The organism is Flavobacterium sp. ACN6 (genome assembly GCF_002304005.1).
GTDB lineage: Bacteria > Bacteroidota > Bacteroidia > Flavobacteriales > Flavobacteriaceae > Flavobacterium.
The window spans coordinates 292,291-312,278 of record NZ_MRCQ01000002.1; the positions used below are offsets into that span (position 1 = coordinate 292,291).

The following is a 19,988-nucleotide window of genomic DNA, read 5'->3' on the forward strand; positions in this document are numbered from 1 at the left end:
AAACTGCCATTATGAAAACTATATCATAACGGGAAACATTACATATAAATATTTCTCTATTTTTATTTAAGCAGTTCTTTTTATACTTCTTTCAAACTGAAGTTCTAAGTAGTAATCTATCTGTTTACCAATCAAAGTACGATCTTTAGATTCTATTTTGGTTCTTATTTTATTTTTATAAATATCTTTTACAAAAACAAAATAAATAGATTCTTCTTTATCACTAAATGTTGTCGCTACTATCAGGCTGTAGCAGAAAATTGCAGGAATAATATAATAAAGATTCTCTAGATCAAAGAAAATCATGCAGTAGTAAGCTGCCGCGGTTACGGCAATAAAAGCGCCGTTTTCCAAAAAGTATTTTTTCTTTTTTTTCAGCAGTCCAATCTCTTTTATTTCATCAAAATTGTACTGCCAGCTTTCAGATTTGTAGTGAAATCTAATCTTGTCGGGAAAAATTGTTAAAGGCATAATAAATTGTAGGTAAAAAATAAATTTAAATGTTTTTTGTATAAATTATTTTTTAAGAATCATTGGGGGGAAATTCTTAGCTACGCAATATTAAGCATTAACTTCTTGTTTTTCTTACAACTCAAATTATAGAATATAACTGTTAGTTGTAATTAAATCTTTAATGAAAGTTTATTTTATTTATTAGTACTAAAATGTCCTTAATCGGGAGATTTTTGTTTTGGGCGTTTCCTCCGGCCGGGCTATCCGCTTGTATCTTTTTCTTGTTAAAGGAACAAGAAAAAGGATACCGCTCCTATCCCTAACGCACACTAGGATGAAATGACGTTTTTCGTTTAAAATTTTCCATGAATTGCCTCCAGCTTTAGCTGGAGATAAACAAATCTATACAAATAAAAGGCTTTAGCCAAACTTGCTATTTTGGCTAAAGCCTTATGATCCTTCTAAACAAAAACCTCCAGTTAAAACTGGAGGCAATTATTATAATCAGATTATTGAAGATACCGCTTCTATCCCTAACGGATACAAAGATTAAATGATGATTTTCGTTTAAAATTTTCAATGAATTGCCTCCAGCTTTAGCTGGAGATAAACAAATTTATACAAATAAAAGGCTTTAGCCAAACTTTACTATTTTGGCTAAAGCCTTATGATCAATCTAAACGAAAACCTCCAGTTAAAACTGGAGGCAATTTATATAATCAGATTATTAAAGATACCGCTTCTATCCCTAACGCACACAAAGATTAAATGATGATTTTCGTTTAAAATTTTCAATGAATTGCCTCCAGCTTTAGCTGGAGATAAACAAATCTATACAAATAAAAGGCTTTAGCCAAACTTACTATTTTGGCTAAAGCCTTATGATCCATCTAAACAAAAAACCTCCAGTTAAAACTGGAGGCAATTTATATAATCAAATTAGAAATATCAAAGCTCAAAAATTAAGTCATATTTACAGTTTTTCAGACTTATTGGATTCCTTTGATTTAATAAGTCCTTTTAATTTTGTAAGTGATTGTTTTATATTTTCCGATTTAGTTTTCTTAAGCATCAAATCAATTTTTTCAACCAAATCACTATAATCATAATTTGGATAAGTATTTATCAACTCTATAAAATTTGTATCAATACCGCTAGCTAGTAAATCTAAACCTGCGTTAGTATATGCTTTTTCGTTATTTATTTCATTTAAATAAAGAATCATATTATTAACTAATGTTCCTGTATTCGAGTTTACGGTATTTATTACTGACAACGAATTTGGATCATCAGCTCTTTCAATAATTTCGTCATTACCAAGTTTAAAATATTTTATTTGTAATTCTAATCCAAAATTATAAACTTCGAGATATTCTTTTTCATATAGGTATTTATCGGTTCTATCTGTTGCATTATAAATAGTAACCATATCTCTCCATTTATTAAAAAACTGCTGTCCTAACTCACTTCTATGCTTTAAACCAAGTTGATTATCATCTAGTACAACTTTAAAATTTTGTTCATCCGTAAATTTTTCAACTATTGCTTTCGTTTCTGGATCATCAAATGTTGGCAATTTTTCGTCTGGATTAGCAAATTTTATTTCTCTAATAACATAATCATAATCTTCAATATCCCAATATTTTTTATCCAGTGGAAATTTACTTTCCTCTTTACAACCAATTAAACTTAAAAATAAAAGAGATAAAAAAAGCATTTTATTATTTTTCATATATATAAACTTTCGGGGTTTTAAAATTAATGTGTGTCATTAATAAACTATCAATATTTTTTTCATATTTCTTTTGTTCTCTTAAAACATAACTATGAAAAGTATCATCATCATATTTCCATTGAAATTGCCTTTCACTATTTTTTAAATTTTCAATCAGATCTTCAATCTCTCTTTTACTTACATTCTTTCTTTTAGAGATTTCATTTTTAATCATTCTGGTATAAGCCTCAGTAATTTTAAAATGATATAATTCATGATTTAATAATTCATTGCTAAAAACTTTTCTATTGTAAACATAAGAACTAGATGGATGAAAAAAAGATTCAACTCTTACTGAATCTTTTTCAAAACTATAGTCAATTGTCGTCTTTATATATGCAAAATGCTCATTGCCGTATAATGAAGTTTGAAAAAACTCTAATCCTCTAAAATCATTTAAAGTAATATGATCTATTTCGCTATAGTTTTTAGGACTTCTATAATTTAGAAAATTCACTTTAGTTAAAATAATAAAAGCAACTAGAAGAAAAAGCAAAAAACTTATTATAACTCCTAAGTGTTTTTTTTTCATTTATTATTACTACTTTTTACTAATTAAATTTTGATTTCCATCTTTTGACAAATAACAAAAATACTTACGAAATAAGCAAGTAAAATAGTACCAAAATCTATTTTATTTTTTTGAATGATCAACCTGCAACTTTTTGATGATCCTAAATAGCTTTACTATTTTGGCTAAAGCCTTATAATGCATCTAAACAAAAACCTCCAGTTAAAACTGGAGGCAATTTATATAATTAATTAGTGAAAATTAGCGTGATTCGTGGCAAAAAAAATCAAAAAACTCAATGCTCCCCATATCCAATATCATCCATTTTCCCGCTGAATACACGATATTGAATAATAAAGTAAACAATGACCAGAAATAACGCGATAAAAAACCAGCTCAAGCCAGCGTTTAATCCGTATTCGTGTGCTGCGGTGTTGTAAATCGTTAAGGACGGATTTACATTATTTGTTGAAGGCAGCACATTTGGAAAAATCGAAACCGCTGTAGAAGCAAATCCGCCGACTAAAAATAAAGTCGAAAATATAAAACCGTGACCGTCTTTTTGAAACGAACGGACTTTAAACAATCCTAAAATCCCAACAAAAGTCATTAGCGGGAAAAACCATAAAATAGGATTTTCGACAAAATTATGAAATGGCTTTGGTTCGATAAAATGCCAAATTTGAAGTGAAATACAAACTAAAACCAACAGCACGATATTCAACCCAAAAACCACTTTTTTAAGTTTCGGATTCAGAGAAGAATTTGTTTTATAAATAATCCAGTTTGCACCGTGAATCGTCAAAGCAACAACACTCACAATTCCGAGGAAAAGCGTAAACCAATCAATAATCCCCAACTCATTTGCCTGCGGACTAAATGTTGGATTCCATAAAGGCAGAAAGAAATAATGTGCTTCTTGAGTAGAAACGCCATTTTGAACCATTCCGAGATTGACACCGCGAACGATATTTCCCAAAGCAATTCCGAAAAACAAAGCTAAAAGCAGACTTGCAATTCCGAAAGCTTTATCCCAAATACTTTCCCACATAGGATGATGCACCTGTCCGCGCATTTCTAAACCAATTGCACGAAAAATCAACAGCCATAAAATCATAATCAAAGGCAGATAAAAACCGCTGAAAGAGGATGCATACAGCGTTGGAAAAGCAAAAAACAAAACACCGCCTGCTGCAATCAGCCAAACTTCATTGGCATCCCAAAATGGCCCAATCGAATTTGTTATTACTTTTTTATCTCTTTCCGTATCCGCAAAAAATAAATGAATAATTCCTGCACCAAAATCATAACCATCTAAAACGAGATAAACGGCCAAAATCCCCATTAAAACTACGTACCAAAAAAATTCCATACCTATATTTTTTCTGTTGAAAGTTCCACATGATGCGGTCCTTTATTGATAATTTTTCCAATTAGAAGCAAAAACAACATTCCGAGCAAAAGATATAATCCTATAAACCCAAGTAATGTAAACAATGTATTTCCAGAAGAAACGGTTGGCGAAGCTCCTGCAGATGTTCTCAGTAAATTATAAACCAGCCAAGGCTGTCTTCCTAATTCTGCCGTGTACCAGCCTGTTGTGTTTGCTATATATGGAAATGGCATCATGAACATTAAGGACCATAAAATCCATTTGGTTTCGAATAATTTCCCTCTGATTAATTGAAAAAGAGAAAGTACCATCAACCCAATAAAAACCGTTCCGAGTCCAACCATAATATGATACGCATAATACAATCCAGAGATATTTGTTGGATGAAGATCTTCTTCAAACTGGTCTAAACCTTTAATTTCCTGATCCCAGTTTCCATAAGTCAGAAAACTCAAAATATTAGGAACAGCAATTTTATTATCCAGTTTTTTGTCTTTTACATCGGGCTGACCAATTAAAACAATTTCAGAACCTTTTTTCTCGGTATGGAAAATTCCCTCCATTGCAGCAAAAGTTACAGGCTGGTATTTCACCACATTTTTTGCTAGTAAATCACCCGTTGGAACCGCAACAATAATACTTGAAATCAATCCGAAGATTACGCCTGTTTTCAGGAACAATTTCCCAAAAGAAACATTCTTCTGACTCAAAATATAGAAAGCACCAATTCCAGCCACAACAAAAGAACTTGTAACCAAAGAAGCGGCTTGATTATGCAAATAAGAAGGCCATAACCATGGATTGAGAAATAGGGCTTTGAAATTCGTTAAAACAAATCTGCCGTTTTCCAGAATTTCATATCCAACAGGATTCTGCATCCAGGAATGTGTGGCAATAATTAAATAACCGCTGGCCCAAGAGCCAATCATAATTAATACTCCGGTTACAAAATGCCATTTATGTCCGAGGAGTTTTTCTCCAAATAAAAATATTCCGAGAAAGGAAGATTCGAGAAAGAAAGAAAACATTCCTTCCATTGCGAGTGTCTGTCCAATAATTCCTCCAGTTAACTCGGAGAATTTTGCCCAGTTGGTTCCAAATTGAAATTCCATCGGAATTCCTGTTACAACGCCCATTGCAAAATTAAGGGCGAAGATTTTCATCCAGAAATGGGTGGCGTGATTGTATTGTTCTTCTTTAGTTTTTAAGTATTTCCATTTGAAGTAAACTATAATGAGCGAAAGACCCATTGTAAGCTGTGGAAAAAGATAATGAAAAGTAATGGTGAAGGCAAATTGCATTCGATCATAAAAGAGCATTTCTTCCATAAGTGGTATTTTGTTTATGAAGTTCTACAAATTTACCCATTAAAACCCGAATTACCCCGCTTTAAAAAAAGTTTATCGCCTGATATTTGTTAAACTTTTCAACAATTTGAAGGGTAGAAATGACACTTATGCGTTACAGCAACTTTGTCAAAGTTCGAAACTTTGACAAAGTTTACGTCTTAAATTTTTAAACACCTAGATACATAGATTTTAAATATTACAAAAGAAACTCGTTTCTACATAGCTGTATGTGTGCGTATGTAAAACATAGCCCGCGGTTTCAACCGCGGGAACGCAATGCATCAATCCGTATTTCCCAACCCGCGGTTTCAACCGCTCTGACGCAATGCATAATCCCAATACGTTTCCCACGGTTGAAACCGTGGGCAATGTTTGATTACGCTGGCTATATTTAATCTTTCTTCAAAATCCCTTTTTCAACGCTGTCATTAATCAAACCTTCAGCATAATTCCATAAAGATTTTGAACCATTTTTGATCACGCTCTTTTTTTCGTAGACCTTGTCGTATTTCACATCAAACTCTTTCCAGGTTCCGCCATTGTTAGACGTGTTTTGCAATAAAGGCTCCAGTCTGTCCATAGATCTTGCAAACTTGGCTTCGTTGGTTTCTCCGGCTTCAAATTCTTCCCAAATTGAAATAAATTCTTCTGCTTGTTTTTTCGGAAGTAAACCAAAAATACGATTTGCGGCTACTCTTTCTTCATCAGTATTATCATGACTTTTTAAGGTATCATACATAAAAACATCACCAGAATCGATTTCAACAATGTCATGAATCAAGACCATTTTTACCACTTTCAAAACATCAATCGGTTCATCTGAATGTTCTGCTAAAACAATTGCCATTAAGGCTAAATGCCAGCTGTGTTCCGCATCATTTTCGCATCGGTCGCTGTTAAATAATTTCGTTTTTCGCTGAATGTATTTTACTTTATCAATCTCTTTTATAAAAGCAATTTGATTTAATAAATCGTCTGTGTTCATATAACTGATTATTTTTTTTCTTAAAAATGACATTCGTCATATGCAAAATTAAAGCTTAAAGCTTAATTGCTCAACTTTAAATCAATTTATATAACTCCTATGGCAGCATCAATATTATTTTTTTAACAGAAATCAAATTTCTGTAACATTAGTCACCTATTTTCCCAGAAAACAGCCTTACATTTGTAACCCACATATTTTAGATTTCATATCATGAAAATAGAACAAATTTACACCGGATGTCTTGCACAAGGTGCTTATTATATTACCTCAGATGGTGAAGCGGCCATTATAGATCCGCTAAGAGAAATACAACCTTACTTAGATCGTTTGGAACGTGACGAAGTGAAATTGAAATACATTTTTGAAACCCATTTCCACGCCGATTTCGTTTCTGGACACGTCGATTTAAGCAAAGAAACGGGCGCGCCAATTGTTTATGGACCAAACGCTGCCTGCGAATTTGACTGCATTTCTGCAAAAGACGGACAAGAATTTAAAATCGGAAAAGTTACTATAAAAGCATTGCACACTCCTGGGCATACCATGGAAAGCACTACTTTTTTACTTATCGATGAAAACGGAAAAGATCACGCTATTTTCTCTGGCGATACTTTATTTATCGGCGATGTCGGCCGTCCAGATTTAGCTCAAAAAGCTGCGGGAATGACACAAGATGAACTGGCGGGAATTTTATTTCACTCTTTAAGAGATAAAATCATGACTTTGGCCGATGACGTAATTGTTTATCCTGCGCACGGTGCGGGAAGCGCCTGCGGCAAAAACATGAGTAAAGAAACAGTTTCGACAATTAGAAACCAGAAAGCGACAAATTATGCTTTGCGCGCCACTATGACCGAAGCTGAATTTATTGAAGAAGTAACCGATGGTTTACTTCCTCCTCCAGCCTACTTTAGCATGAACGTTGCAATGAATAAACAAGGTTATGAAAGTTTTGAATCGGTTTTACATAACGGAATGAAAGCTATAAAAGTTGATGAATTTGAAGCTATTGCAGAAGAAACTGATGCTTTAATTTTAGACACGAGAAGTGCCGCCGATTTTAGCAAAGGATTTATTCCGCAGTCAATTAATATTGGAATCAATGGTGATTTTGCACCGTGGGTTGGAACTTTAATTGCAAATGTAAAACAGCCTATTGTATTGGTTACTGCTGCCGGAACGGAAGAAGAAACTGTAACACGTTTAAGCCGTGTAGGTTTTGATACTATTATCGGACATTTAGAAGGCGGATTTGAATCTTGGCACAAGGCAGGTTTTGAAACAGATACCGTAAACAGAATTACAGCCGAACAATTTGCCAGCGAAGTGAATATCGAAACAGATAAAATTATCGACATTCGCAAAGAAACAGAATACGCCGCAGAACATATTGAAGATGCATACAGCAAACCTCTGGCTTATATTAATGACTGGGTAAAAGACATTAATCCAAATGAGCATTTTTATCTGCATTGTGCCGGCGGTTACCGCAGTATGATCGCCGCTTCTATTTTACAGGCACGCGGATTTAGAAATTTCTCTGAAGTTGATGGTGGTTTTGGAGCAATTTCAAAAACAAATCTTCCAAAATCAGATTTTATTTGTCAAAGTAAAGTATTGAAATAATTTTAAGGTACAAAGAGGCAAAGGTTCAAAGCTGCAAAGTTTTTTCCTTTGAACCTCTGTACCTTTGAACCTTTGAACCTAAAAAATATGCTAGAAATTTTAAAAGAACCTTGGCCTTGGTACGTTTCGGGTCCGTTGATTGGATTAACTGTTCCAATTTTATTAATTATTGGAAACAAGTCTTTCGGGATTAGTTCTTCGCTTCGTCATATTTGTGCGGCTTGTATTCCCGCAAATATTTCGTTTTTTAAATACGATTGGAAAAAAGAAAGCTGGAATTTATTTTTCGTTTTCGGAATATTTTTGGGCGGAGTAATCGCTGCTTACTTTTTATCGAATCCGAATCCAGTGCAGATTACTACTGAACTTTCAGAACAATTGGCTGGTTACGGAATTACAGATCATACTGGTTTGGTTCCCGCACAGCTTTTCTCTTGGGAGAGTCTATTAACGCTTCGCGGCTTTATTATGATTGTTGTGGGAGGCTTTTTAGTGGGCTTCGGAACGCGTTACGCTGGCGGATGCACCAGCGGACATGCGATTATGGGAATTTCAAATTTACAATGGCCTTCAGTTGTCGCTACAATCTGTTTTATGATTGGCGGTTTCGTTATGTCACTTTTGATTTTACCTTATATTCTTTCACTTTAAAATATCAAAAATGAGTACTTTAGAAAATAAAAATACCGATACAGAAGGAATCAACGCAAGTCTGAAAAAAGAAGCCGGATTTGCCAACCTTAAATATCTAATCGTTGGAATCCTTTTCGGAATTGTATTCGTAAAAGCAGAAATCATCAGCTGGTTTCGCATTCAGGAAATGTTTCACCTACAGTCATTCTTTATGTATGGCGTAATTGGAAGTGCAGTTGCTGTTGGCGTTATATCTGTTTTTATCATCAAAAAATTCAATATTAAAACACTTCAAGGCGAAAAAATCGAAATTCAGCCTAAAACCTTCAACAAAGGACAAATTTATGGCGGACTTATGTTTGGTTTTGGCTGGGCAATTACAGGCGCTTGTCCAGGTCCGCTTTTCGCGCAAATTGGAACCGGTGCAACGGTAATCGTAGTAACATTATTAAGTGCCATTGCAGGAACTTGGTTTTATGGATTGATTAAAGATAAATTACCTCATTGATTTTATTGTTTCTTTTGTTTCAGGTTTCATGTTTCACGTTGTCTTAGAGAACTTGAAACCTGAAACCTGAAACTTAAAACCTGAAACTTGAAACTTGAAACCTTAAATAATAAGGACGTGCCACCATCGCGATAAAAGGGCCAATTCACTTTACGCTCATTCGCCCTTTTACCGCGATGCTGTCGGGCTATCCGCACTGCTTCGGCAGTCAGCTTCTATCCCTCATGCGGACAAACGGGATTATAAAAATATTTTTTTTGCACCAAACCCGACAGGTTTTTTAAAACTTGTTGGGTTTGTTTTTTGTTTCATGTTTCATGTTTCATGTTCAAACAGGTGTCCCTACAGGACACAATCCGAAATAATCCATTTTTTTTCTACCGACGAAATATTCCTAGCGGAATATTAAATAATTGTCTTTTCACTAAAAAGACAATCTACATCAAACCTGACAGGTTTCTATTTTTGTTTCAAGTTTCAAGTTGCTTAACGAAAACTTGAAACTTGAAACTTGAAACTTGAAACCTGAAACTTGAAACCTGAAACTTGAAACAAAAACACAACTAATCTAATTTCGTTTTGTTAAGTTTGCTTTTAACAATTACATCCCTCAAAAACAAACATAAAAATGAATCGTTCTGAACAGTTATCCAAATTACAAAATACCGAACATTGGGACGTAATAATCATAGGCGGAGGTGCAAGCGGTCTTGGAACCGCTCTTGATGCTGCAAATCGAGGTTATACGACACTTTTACTCGAAGCGGTAGATTTTGCCAAAGGAACTTCAAGCAGAAGTACAAAATTGATTCATGGCGGTGTTCGTTATTTAGAACAAGGAAATATTCACCTTGTTCGGGAGGCATTAAAAGAAAGAGGTTTGCTGGCTCAAAATGCCAGTCATTTGATCAAAAACCAAACATTTGTAATTCCAAACTACAATTGGTGGAGCGGTTACTTCTACACTTTCGGATTAAAAATTTACGATCTATTGGCGGGTTCTTTAAGTTTAGGCAGTTCCAAATACATTTCAAAGAAAAAAACTATTGAAATGCTTCCTAACGTAGAAGAAAAGGGTTTAGTAAATGGTGTTATTTATCACGACGGACAATTTGACGATTCGCGCTTAGCAATCAATATTGCGCAGACGGCTGTAGAAAATGGAGCCTGTCTTTTAAATTATACAAAAGTTGTCAATTTATTAAAAGACGATAAAAATCAGGTAATTGGTGTTCAGGCAGTCGATCAGGAAACTGGAAAAGCTTATGACATAAAAGGTGCTGCAATAATAAATGCTACGGGCGTTTTTACAAATGCTATCATGAAACTCAACGACAACGTTTACAAGAAATATATTGTTCCGAGTCAGGGAATTCATCTTGTATTTGATAAATCTTTTCTGCCCGGCGAAGAAGCATTAATGATTCCGAAAACAAAAGACGGAAGAGTTTTATTTGCTGTTCCGTGGCACAATCGTGTTGTAGTTGGCACAACTGATACTTTAATAAAAAAACAAAGTTTAGAGCCAATTGCATTAGAAAGTGAAATTGAATTTGTTTTGGAAACCGCACAACGCTTTTTAGCCAAAAAACCAACAAGGGCAGATGTACTTTCTGTTTTTGCAGGTTTACGTCCGCTAGCTGCGCCAAAAGAAGAAGGAAAAAGCACAAAGGAAGTTTCCAGAAGTCATAAAATCATCGTTTCTGAAACTGGCTTAATAACCATTACCGGAGGAAAATGGACTACTTATCGAAAAATAGCTGAAGATATAATAGACAAAGCAATAACTAAAGGCAAACTTCCTCACAAACCTTGTGGCACAACACATTTAGCTATTCACGGAAAAAAAGCGACGACTAATGCTGACCGCAAAAATCACTTGTACATTTATGGTAGTGATATTTCTAAAATAGTACAGTTACAACAAGAAGAACCCGAATTAAAAGAAAAACTACATCCTGATCACGAATTTACGATGGCAGAAGTAGTTTGGGCAATTCGCTACGAAATGGCTAGAACTATTGATGATGTTTTAGCAAGACGTGTTCGCCTTTTGTTTTTAGATGCAAGAGCTGCCATTCAGTCTGCCGAAAAAATTGCACGACTATTAGCCAAAGAACTCGAACATGATGAAAATTGGATATCTAAAGAAATTTCAAATTTCAAAGAGATTTCTAATGGTTTTCTACTTTCAGAGTTTAGAAACAAGTAGTTTTCAGCGATTTCAATTCACTAAATCATTAAAAACACAAAAATATTGTCATTTTTCGCTTTTCACATTTTTGAAAAAACATCATTTTATGGTATTTCAAAAATACATTTACAAATCTTTTTCTTAAGATCATCTTTTAGTTAAATATCAACAAATCAAAACTTTAAACCAAATAATTATCTATTTTTATTGTCGTTTTGAATTCAGTTATCATTTCAATTCCTACACATTTTTTCAATTAACAAAAATTTAACATGACACTTGTATATACAACTATTAAAAGTTCTACATTTGTATATACAAATTATACACTTACGACTATGACAATTGAAGAGGTTATTAAGAGTACTGTTAAGATGGATAATGAGAAAAAGGTTATTCTAAATATCATGTACACGCAGAATGTGATTCAGGATCATTTCAACGAGTTAATTAAACCGTATGATCTGTCTGGAGAACAATATAATGTGTTACGTATATTAAGAGGACAAAAAGGACAGCCTGCTAATATGTGCGTCATACAAGAACGAATGCTTGCAAAAACAAGTAATACAACACGCTTGGTAGATAAATTATTATTAAAGGAGTTTGTAACTCGAAATGTTTGTCCAGATAATCGAAGAAAAATTGAAGTCTTGATTACTCAAAAAGGATTAGATGTTTTAAAAGAATTAGATCCTAAAGTAGATGCGCACGAACGTGCATTTGCAGAAAACATAAGCTCTGAAGAGCTAGAATTATTAAATACATTATTAGAAAAATACCGAACCCAACAAAATTAATATTATGAGCACACTTTTAGAAAATCTAAACTGGAGATATGCAACAAAAAAGTTTGATGCAGCAAAAAAAATCTCTGAGGCAGATTTAAATACTTTAAAAGAAGCTGTCAGATTAGCGGCTTCTTCATACGGATTACAGCCATATAAAGTGGTTATCGTAGAAAACCCTGAATTAAGAGAGCAGTTAAAAGCTGCCGCTTACGGACAAACTCAGATTACAGATGCTTCTCAATTATTTGTTTTTGCAAATGATTTAAATGCAGGACCAGAATCTGTGGCTGCTTACATTAAAAACATCAGCGAAACAAGAGGCGTTCCTACTGAAGCTTTAGGCGGATTCTCAGATATGATGAATGGCGTGATCTCAAATTTATCACAAGATGCTAAAAATATCTGGACAGCAAAACAAACTTATATCGCTTTAGGAACTTTACTTTCTGCAGCTGCTGAATTAAAAATCGATGCCACTCCAATGGAAGGTTTCAATCCTGCTGCATTCAACGAAATTTTAGGTTTCGATAAATTAGGTTTAAACGCTTCTGTTATCGCAACTGTAGGTTACAGACATGATGAGGACGATTCTCAGCATCACAAAAAAGTTAGAAAATCTCACGAAGAATTATTTATCACTCTATAATTATTATTAATCCAAATTCAATTTAAACAAACATGAAAAATTTAAAAACAATTGCAATAGCATTATTCGTAGCAGCGGCTAGTATTTCAGTAAATGCTCAAACTAAAAAAATCGACGTAAAAGCATCTACTATCAAATGGGTAGGTAAAAAAGTAACTGGAGAGCACTCTGGAACTGTAAACTTTAAAGACGGAGCTGTAGTTTTCAAAGGAAAAAAATTAACTGGTGGTTCTTTCACTGTTGATATGACTTCATTAACTGCAACTGATTTAACTGGAGAATACCAAGGAAAATTAAACGGGCACTTAAAAGCTGACGATTTCTTCGGAACTGATAAATTCCCAACTGCTAAATTAGTTTTCAAAAAAATCGGTTCTAAATCTGCTGACGTTTATACTGTAACTGCTGATTTAACTATCAAAGGAATTACTAAACCTGTAACTTTTGACATCACTGTAGCTGGAAACACTGCTACAACTGCTTTCAAAGTTGACAGAACTAAATACGATATCAAATACAACTCTGGTAACTTCTTCGAAAACTTAGGAGACAAAACTATCAATGACGAGTTCGAATTAGCTGTAGCTTTAAAATTCTAATATTCTTTAGGCTTACTAATTCAAAAGAATTAATAACCCCTGCAGCAAAACTGCAGGGGTTATTTTTTTATATAAACTTTTCAAAAATTTAACGTTCTTAATAGTATAGTAACGCTTTCGTAATAACCATCAGGGCTTTGATTAACATACGGCTTCTAATTTTGGGGAAATTAAAAAAATCAACAACTAGAAATTAAAATCATAGTTATGAAAACAAAATTACGTATTGCTTCTATCCTATTAACTGTCAGCTTTTTTGTACATGCCCAACAACAGCCAAAAGGAATTACAGGAAATACAAACTGGATGAACAATTGGACAAACTTTAAACCAGCCGCTAATGACTATAGTGAAGCAACCAATATAATTGCCGGAACAATTGACAAAGACACCAAATTATTAAAACGTAACACTTACCATTTGGTCGGCGTTGTGTATGTTACCAATAATGCTACTTTGACTATCGAACCAGGAACTGTAATTCGAGGTGACGATAAAACCTGCGGTACGCTTGTTATTACTGCCGGTTCTAAAATTATGGCAGAAGGTCTAGAAACCGACCCAATTATTTTTACATCAGAAAATGAAATAAACAATAGAAAACCAGGTGACTGGGGCGGAATAATTGTTTTAGGGAAAGCGCCGATAAATTCTTTAGGCGGTGTTCATACTTTACCTTTTGATCTAGAACCGACTTTAAATCATTATGGTGGTCAGGATGCTGAAGATAACTCAGGAATTTTAAAATATGTTAGAATTGAATATGCTGGAAGAAAGTTAAGTGCTTCAAAAGAACTAAACGGGCTTTCTCTTGCCGGCGTTGGAAGAAAAACAACTATCAGTAATATCCAAATCAGTTTTTCTAATGATGATTCTTTTGAATGTTATGGAGGTGATCTAAATATGAGTAACTTAATCTCATTTAGAACTACTGATGATGATTTTGATTTTACACAAGGTGCTCAAATTAATCTTAGTAACAGTATCGCAATTCGTCATCCATTTTCTTCTGATATTTCAGGCTCAAGATGTTTTGAGGTAGATTCGTACGAGAAAGTTGCGAATACGGATATGACTAAAAAAATGACTAAAATTAACGCAAGCAATATTACATTGGTTAACTTAGAAGAGAACAATCAAGGTTTAGTAAGAGAATCTGTTTATGTAAAAGAAAATACATTTTTTAACTTAACCAATAGTGTAGTTTCTGGATTTGCTCCTTTCGTTTTATTGGAAGGAAATATTGGAAATGGCGAAGCGAACTTATCAAAAATCATTTTAAAAAATGTTATTGCCAATAACTGTAACGGCGAAATTGAAAGCGAAGCTGCAAGCAATACTTCTGGAATAAAAAACTATTACGGCAATCCTGCAAACGGAATAGAATTTACTAAAATTAAGCTTAGCGAGTTATTTACACTTCCTAATATCAAAGGAAATCCAGATTTTAGATTAAATGTAAACAACACTATTGCAATTGGAAATTAAAGAGTTATCACAGTGTATTTGAACGAAATTTAACAAAATTTACAGTTTCGAAAAGTTTTTTTTTGATTTTTATATACTTCAATTCAAATTACATTTATATCTTTGTCACAACAAAAACAGAAATGAGAACAATTTTAAACAATACTTGGTGGTGGAACAATTTACGTCAAACGTCGTGAACTAAGCTTCCTATGGTATTGTAAAAACTATAAATATAAAAGGCTTGTCATCACGACAAGCCTTTTTTTTTGGTCAAAATTTTAAAAAAGCATTAACGAATTAAAAACTATAAACATTGAAACCTTTTAAACTTAATACACATTACAAACAAATACTGGCAGACACTGTCACGCCTGTAAGCATTTATTTTAAAATAAGAGATAAATTCCCAAACAGTTTATTATTAGAAAGTAGTGATTATCATGGAAATGACAATAGTTTCTCTTATATCTGCTGCAATCCTATCGCTACTGTAAAAATCGAAAACGAGATTATCTCTAAAACTTTTCCAGACGGAACTTCAGAGAAAATTACTATTGATGCTTCGACTAATATTCCGCAGGTAATTCAGGAATTTTCAAGTCAGTTTAAATCAGAGAAAAATGATTTTAAATTTATTAATAACGGTTTATTTGGATACATTTCTTACGATGCTGTTCGTTATTTCGAAAAAGTTTCAATTGCTAAAAAAGACAATGCAACCGCAATTCCAGATGTATTTTATGCTGTTTACCAAAATATTATCGCAATCAACCACTTTAAAAATGAGGCTTATATTTTCTGCCACAGTTTAGACGGAAAAAATAACATTGCAGAAATCGAACAGTTACTGCAGTCTAGAAATATTGCTTCGTATAAATTTGCGAAAGAAGGTGAAGGTTTCTCTAATTTAACCGACGAGGAATTTAAACAAAATGTTGCTCTAGCAAAAAAACACTGTTACCGCGGCGATGTATTTCAGTTAGTATTATCTCGCAGATTTACCCAAGGTTTTAAAGGTGACGAATTCAATGTTTACAGAGCTTTAAGAAGTATTAACCCGTCTCCTTATTTATTCTTTTTTGATTACGGAGATTTCAAAATATTTGGTTCTTCACCAGAAGCACAAATTATTGTAAAAGATAGAAAAGCAGAAATTCACCCAATCGCTGGAACTTTTAAAAGAACCGGAGATGACGAACGTGATGCACTTTTAGCAAAAGAACTTTCTGAAGATAAAAAAGAAAACAGCGAGCACGTAATGCTTGTTGATCTAGCTCGAAATGATTTAAGCCGAAACGGTCACGATGTAAATGTTGAAAAATACAGAGAGGTACAATTCTTCTCGCACGTAATTCACCTAGTTTCAAAAGTTACAGGACATTTACATGAAAAAGCTACTACAATGCAGGTCGTTGCCGACACTTTTCCAGCTGGAACATTGAGCGGTGCACCAAAACATAGAGCCATGCAGTTAATTGAAGATTTCGAAAAAACCAATCGTAATTTTTACGGAGGCGCAATTGGTGTTATGGATTTTAATGGAAATTTTAACCATGCCATTATGATTCGAACTTTCCTTTCAAAAAACCATCAATTACATTGTCAGGCAGGAGCAGGAATCGTAGCAAGTTCAGACGAAGAAAGCGAAATGCAGGAAGTCTATAATAAATTAAGAGCTTTGAATACAGCGCTGGAAATGGCAGAGAAGATTTAGTATTCAGTCTCAGTTTTCAGTCACAGTTTTTAGTCAGAGAAAATTAGAAACATAGCCAAAGGCTTTAACTGTTGGAGACATAGATTGGCAAAAACCTGGAACCTAAAACCTGAAACTTGAAACAAATAAAAAACAAACCATAAAAATCATGAAAAAAGCAATTTCAATTTTATTTTTAATCATTACTATGACGGCTTGTAATTCAGAAAAAAAGCAAAATTCAATTGAAGGAACCTGGCGATTGATAGCAGCGGAAACGACAGAGAAAGATTCTACTTTCTCGACTTTCAATAAAAACACCAAAATGATTAAGATTATCAATGATTCTCACTTTGCTTTTTTAAATCATGATTTGAAAAACGGGAAAGACTCTACATCAGCGGTATATTTTGCGGGGGGCGGAAAATATACTTTGAAAGACAGTATTTATACCGAAAACCTAGAATATTTTAACAACCGCGATTGGGAAAATGGAAAATTTGAATTTGTTGTGAAAGTTCAAAACGATACCTTAATTCAGAAAGGAATTGAAAAAGTAGAAAAATTAGGAATCAACCGAATTATTACAGAAAAATACGTTCGAGAAAAATAGAAAAGATAATCAGTTTTCAGTCGCAGTTTTCAGTCACAGAACCTGAAACTTGAAACCTGAAACAAAACAAAAGACATGAAAAAAATACTAGTTATAGACAATTACGATAGTTTCACCTACAATTTAGTACACTATCTAGAAGATTTGAACTGCGAAGTTACCGTTTACAGAAACGACGAATTCGAAATTGATGACATTGCTTCTTTCGATAAAATTTTACTTTCTCCAGGACCTGGAATTCCAGATGAAGCCGGTTTACTAAAAGCCGTAATTGAGAAATACAGTCCGACGAAAAGCATTTTGGGAGTTTGTTTAGGACAACAGGCAATTGGAGAAGTTTTTGGAGGCACTCTTTCAAATCTGGACAAGGTATATCACGGAGTTGCGACCAACGTAAAAACAGTGGTTTCAGACGAAATCTTATTTGAAGGTTTAGGAAATGAATTCGAAGTTGGAAGATACCACTCTTGGGTTGTTGATGCTAATCTGCCAGACGTTTTAGAAGCTACTTCAATAGACGAAAATGGACAAATTATGTCACTTAGACACAAAAATTACGATGTAAGAGGCGTTCAGTTTCACCCAGAAAGTGTTTTAACCCCAAACGGAAAAAGGATTTTAGAGAATTGGATTAAGAGTTAGAATTTAGTCACAAGTTTTAAAGTCGAAAGTCATAAAGTCACATCACTAAAACGCAATCTTTCTGTATTTAAAACTAAAATAAGCATTAATCAATTTAAAATAAAAATCTAATATTTGAAGACTTTAAGACCTTCGACTTTAGACTTTAAGACTTATATAAATGAAAACTATATTAAACAAATTAATCAATCACGAAGTGCTTTCTAAAGAAGAAGCAAAAAATGTATTGATTAACATTTCAAGCGGTCAGTACAATCCAAGTCAGATTTCATCATTTTTGACTGTATTTATGATGCGAAGTATTACAATCGACGAACTTTCGGGTTTTCGCGAAGCTTTATTAGAATTATGTATTCGCGTTGATTTATCAGCTTACAATACAATCGATTTATGCGGTACAGGCGGTGACGGAAAAGATACTTTCAATATTTCAACTTTAGCTTCTTTTGTAGCTGCAGGCGCAGGAATAAAAGTTGCGAAACATGGAAATTACGGTGTTTCTTCAATTTCAGGATCGAGCAACGTAATGGAAAAAATGGGAATTAAATTCAGCAGCGATCCTTCGTTTTTAGAAAAATGTATCGATCAAGCAGGAATCTGTGTTTTGCACGCTCCCCTATTTCACCCAGCAATGAAAAATGTGGGACCAATCAGAAAAGAATTGGCTGTAAAAACATTCTTTAATATGTTGGGACCAATGGTAAATCCGTCATTCCCGCAGAATCAATTAGTTGGAGTTTTCAACTTAGAATTAGCAAGAATGTATGCTTATTTATATCAAAATACCGACGTGAATTTTACGATCCTACATTCGCTTGACGGTTACGACGAAATTTCATTAACCGGCCCAACAAAGACAATTTCAAATCATATGGAAGGAATGTTAAAGCCAGAAGATTTTGGTGTTCACCTTTTATCTCAAACAGAAATTGAAGGCGGAAAAACTATCGAAGAATCGGCTGCAATTTTTACCAATATCATTTCAGGAAAAGGAAATGAAGCACAAAACAATGTTGTTTTAGCGAATGCTGCAATGGCAATTGCAACGGTTACAAAATGCTCTCCTTTAGAAGGTTTTGAATTGGCAAAAGAAAGTCTTTTATCTGGAAAGGGATTAAAAGCATTACAAACATTACAAGAACTAAGCAGGTAAAAAAAATAGTTTCAAGTTTTCTTTGTTTCAGGTTTCAAGTTGTTGAAACGTAACCTGAAACTTGAAACCTGAAACCTGAAACAAAATAAAATGAATATACTCGATAAAATAATCTTTGATAAACAACGCGAAGTTGTTCTTAAAAAATCCATTATTCCAGTTTCGCAGTTAGAAGCTTCGGTATTTTTTGAAAAACAAACTATTTCTCTCAGTCAGAAATTAAGAGAAAGCAATTCTGGAATTATCGCAGAACATAAACGCCGTTCTCCATCAAAATCAATCATAAACAATAATTTTACGGTTGAAGAAGTCGTTAAAGGCTACGAAAATGCTGGCGCTTGCGGCATTTCAGTTTTAACCGACGGAAAATATTTTGGAGGATCTTTAGACGATTTACTTTTGGCAAGAGCTTCAGTAAATATTCCACTTTTGCGAAAAGAATTTATTGTAGACGAATATCAGATTTTAGAAGCCAAAGCACATGGAGCCGATTTGATTTTGCTAATCGCAGCGGTTTTAACCCGTGAAGAAATTAAATCATTGTCTGAATTTGCTAAGAAATTAGGTTTAGAAGTTTTACTCGAAGTTCACAATCAAGAAGAATTAGAAAAATCAATTATGCCGACTCTAGACATGATTGGTGTGAACAACAGAAACTTAAAAACATTCGAAGTAAGTTTAGATTTCAGCAAAGAATTAGCTTCTCAAATTCCAGATGAGTTTGTAAAAGTTTCAGAAAGCGGTATTTCGTCAATCGAAGCCATTCAGGAACTAAAACCTTACGGCTACAAAGGCTTTCTAATTGGAGAAAACTTCATGAAAACGCACAATGCAGGACAAGCAGCTGTTGACTTTATTAGTCAGCTGTAGGCAATACGCTATAGGCTGTAAGCTTTTAGCAAAAAGTAAATAAAAAATTAGTACAAAGAAAAGCTTAAAGCCTACTGCCTAA

At 33.7% G+C, this 19,988-nt stretch carries 20 protein-coding genes; 14 read left to right on the forward strand and 6 right to left on the reverse strand.

Going from position 1 to position 19,988, the window contains the following annotated elements; all coding sequences use genetic code 11:
* Window positions 1–66: 66 nt before the first annotated feature.
* Entirely contained in the window at window positions 67–471 is a 405-nt protein-coding gene (locus tag BSF42_RS04210) for a hypothetical protein (RefSeq protein WP_095951869.1), read from the reverse strand.
* 412 nt (window positions 472–883) lie between these two features.
* On the opposite strand from BSF42_RS04210, the gene BSF42_RS22755 reads away from it, so the two are divergent.
* Window positions 884–1,006: a hypothetical protein gene (locus tag BSF42_RS22755; protein WP_256385337.1), complete on the forward strand. Its 123-nt coding sequence runs from the start codon at window positions 884–886 to the stop codon at window positions 1,004–1,006.
* 420 nt (window positions 1,007–1,426) lie between these two features.
* On the opposite strand, the gene BSF42_RS04215 is transcribed toward BSF42_RS22755, so the two are convergent.
* From BSF42_RS04215 to BSF42_RS04235, 5 genes are all read right to left on the reverse strand, one after another.
* Entirely contained in the window at window positions 1,427–2,185 is a 759-nt protein-coding gene (locus BSF42_RS04215) for a hypothetical protein (RefSeq protein WP_095951870.1), read from the reverse strand.
* Window positions 2,175–2,759 (reverse strand): hypothetical protein, encoded by a 585-nt coding sequence (locus BSF42_RS04220; protein ID WP_095951871.1) that lies wholly within the window; start codon window positions 2,757–2,759, stop codon window positions 2,175–2,177. The genes BSF42_RS04215 and BSF42_RS04220 overlap by 11 nt, the downstream gene beginning before the upstream one ends.
* Before the next feature lie 274 nt (window positions 2,760–3,033).
* A complete protein-coding gene (gene cydB / locus BSF42_RS04225; protein ID WP_095951872.1) occupies window positions 3,034–4,110 on the reverse strand; it encodes a cytochrome d ubiquinol oxidase subunit II in 1,077 nt (358 codons plus the stop codon).
* 2 nt (window positions 4,111–4,112) lie between these two features.
* Window positions 4,113–5,459: a cytochrome ubiquinol oxidase subunit I gene (locus BSF42_RS04230; protein ID WP_095951873.1), complete on the reverse strand. Its 1,347-nt coding sequence runs from the start codon at window positions 5,457–5,459 to the stop codon at window positions 4,113–4,115.
* 412 nt (window positions 5,460–5,871) lie between these two features.
* Window positions 5,872–6,465, reverse strand: coding sequence for an HD family hydrolase (locus tag BSF42_RS04235; RefSeq protein ID WP_095952066.1), 594 nt, complete (start codon window positions 6,463–6,465; stop codon window positions 5,872–5,874).
* A 213-nt stretch (window positions 6,466–6,678) separates the two neighbouring features.
* Between BSF42_RS04235 and BSF42_RS04240 the strand changes: the two genes are divergently transcribed.
* The 13 genes from BSF42_RS04240 (at window position 6,679) to trpC (ending at window position 19,906) form a co-directional block, all read left to right on the forward strand.
* Complete coding sequence (locus tag BSF42_RS04240; protein WP_095951874.1) at window positions 6,679–8,094, forward strand: rhodanese-like domain-containing protein; 1,416 nt, start codon at window positions 6,679–6,681, stop codon at window positions 8,092–8,094.
* 87 nt (window positions 8,095–8,181) lie between these two features.
* Complete coding sequence (locus tag BSF42_RS04245) at window positions 8,182–8,745, forward strand: YeeE/YedE family protein (protein WP_095951875.1); 564 nt, start codon at window positions 8,182–8,184, stop codon at window positions 8,743–8,745.
* Between the two features lie 10 nt (window positions 8,746–8,755).
* Window positions 8,756–9,235 (forward strand): DUF6691 family protein, encoded by a 480-nt coding sequence (locus BSF42_RS04250; protein ID WP_095951876.1) that lies wholly within the window; start codon window positions 8,756–8,758, stop codon window positions 9,233–9,235.
* A gap of 628 nt (window positions 9,236–9,863) precedes the next feature.
* Window positions 9,864–11,447: a glycerol-3-phosphate dehydrogenase/oxidase gene (locus tag BSF42_RS04255; RefSeq protein WP_095951877.1), complete on the forward strand. Its 1,584-nt coding sequence runs from the start codon at window positions 9,864–9,866 to the stop codon at window positions 11,445–11,447.
* 320 nt (window positions 11,448–11,767) lie between these two features.
* Window positions 11,768–12,229 (forward strand): MarR family winged helix-turn-helix transcriptional regulator, encoded by a 462-nt coding sequence (locus BSF42_RS04260; RefSeq protein WP_095952067.1) that lies wholly within the window; start codon window positions 11,768–11,770, stop codon window positions 12,227–12,229.
* Window positions 12,230–12,233: 4 nt separating this feature from the next.
* Entirely contained in the window at window positions 12,234–12,866 is a 633-nt protein-coding gene (locus BSF42_RS04265) for an NAD(P)H-dependent oxidoreductase (protein ID WP_095951878.1), read from the forward strand.
* Window positions 12,867–12,898: 32 nt separating this feature from the next.
* On the forward strand, window positions 12,899–13,465 hold the full coding sequence (locus BSF42_RS04270; RefSeq protein WP_095951879.1) for a YceI family protein: 567 nt from the start codon (window positions 12,899–12,901) through the stop codon (window positions 13,463–13,465).
* Between the two features lie 207 nt (window positions 13,466–13,672).
* The gene (locus BSF42_RS04275; RefSeq protein WP_095951880.1) at window positions 13,673–14,953 is read left to right on the forward strand and encodes a hypothetical protein; all 1,281 of its coding nucleotides are present in this window, start codon (window positions 13,673–13,675) and stop codon (window positions 14,951–14,953) included.
* Between the two features lie 295 nt (window positions 14,954–15,248).
* Complete coding sequence (locus BSF42_RS04280) at window positions 15,249–16,649, forward strand: anthranilate synthase component I family protein (protein ID WP_095951881.1); 1,401 nt, start codon at window positions 15,249–15,251, stop codon at window positions 16,647–16,649.
* Window positions 16,650–16,797: 148 nt separating this feature from the next.
* Window positions 16,798–17,241, forward strand: coding sequence for a hypothetical protein (locus tag BSF42_RS04285; RefSeq protein ID WP_095951882.1), 444 nt, complete (start codon window positions 16,798–16,800; stop codon window positions 17,239–17,241).
* 75 nt (window positions 17,242–17,316) lie between these two features.
* On the forward strand, window positions 17,317–17,883 hold the full coding sequence (locus BSF42_RS04290; protein ID WP_095951883.1) for an aminodeoxychorismate/anthranilate synthase component II: 567 nt from the start codon (window positions 17,317–17,319) through the stop codon (window positions 17,881–17,883).
* A 160-nt stretch (window positions 17,884–18,043) separates the two neighbouring features.
* Complete coding sequence (trpD, locus tag BSF42_RS04295) at window positions 18,044–19,036, forward strand: anthranilate phosphoribosyltransferase (RefSeq protein ID WP_095951884.1); 993 nt, start codon at window positions 18,044–18,046, stop codon at window positions 19,034–19,036.
* Between the two features lie 90 nt (window positions 19,037–19,126).
* Entirely contained in the window at window positions 19,127–19,906 is a 780-nt protein-coding gene (gene trpC, locus BSF42_RS04300) for an indole-3-glycerol phosphate synthase TrpC (RefSeq protein ID WP_095951885.1), read from the forward strand.
* The last annotated feature ends 82 nt before the right edge of the window (window positions 19,907–19,988 follow it).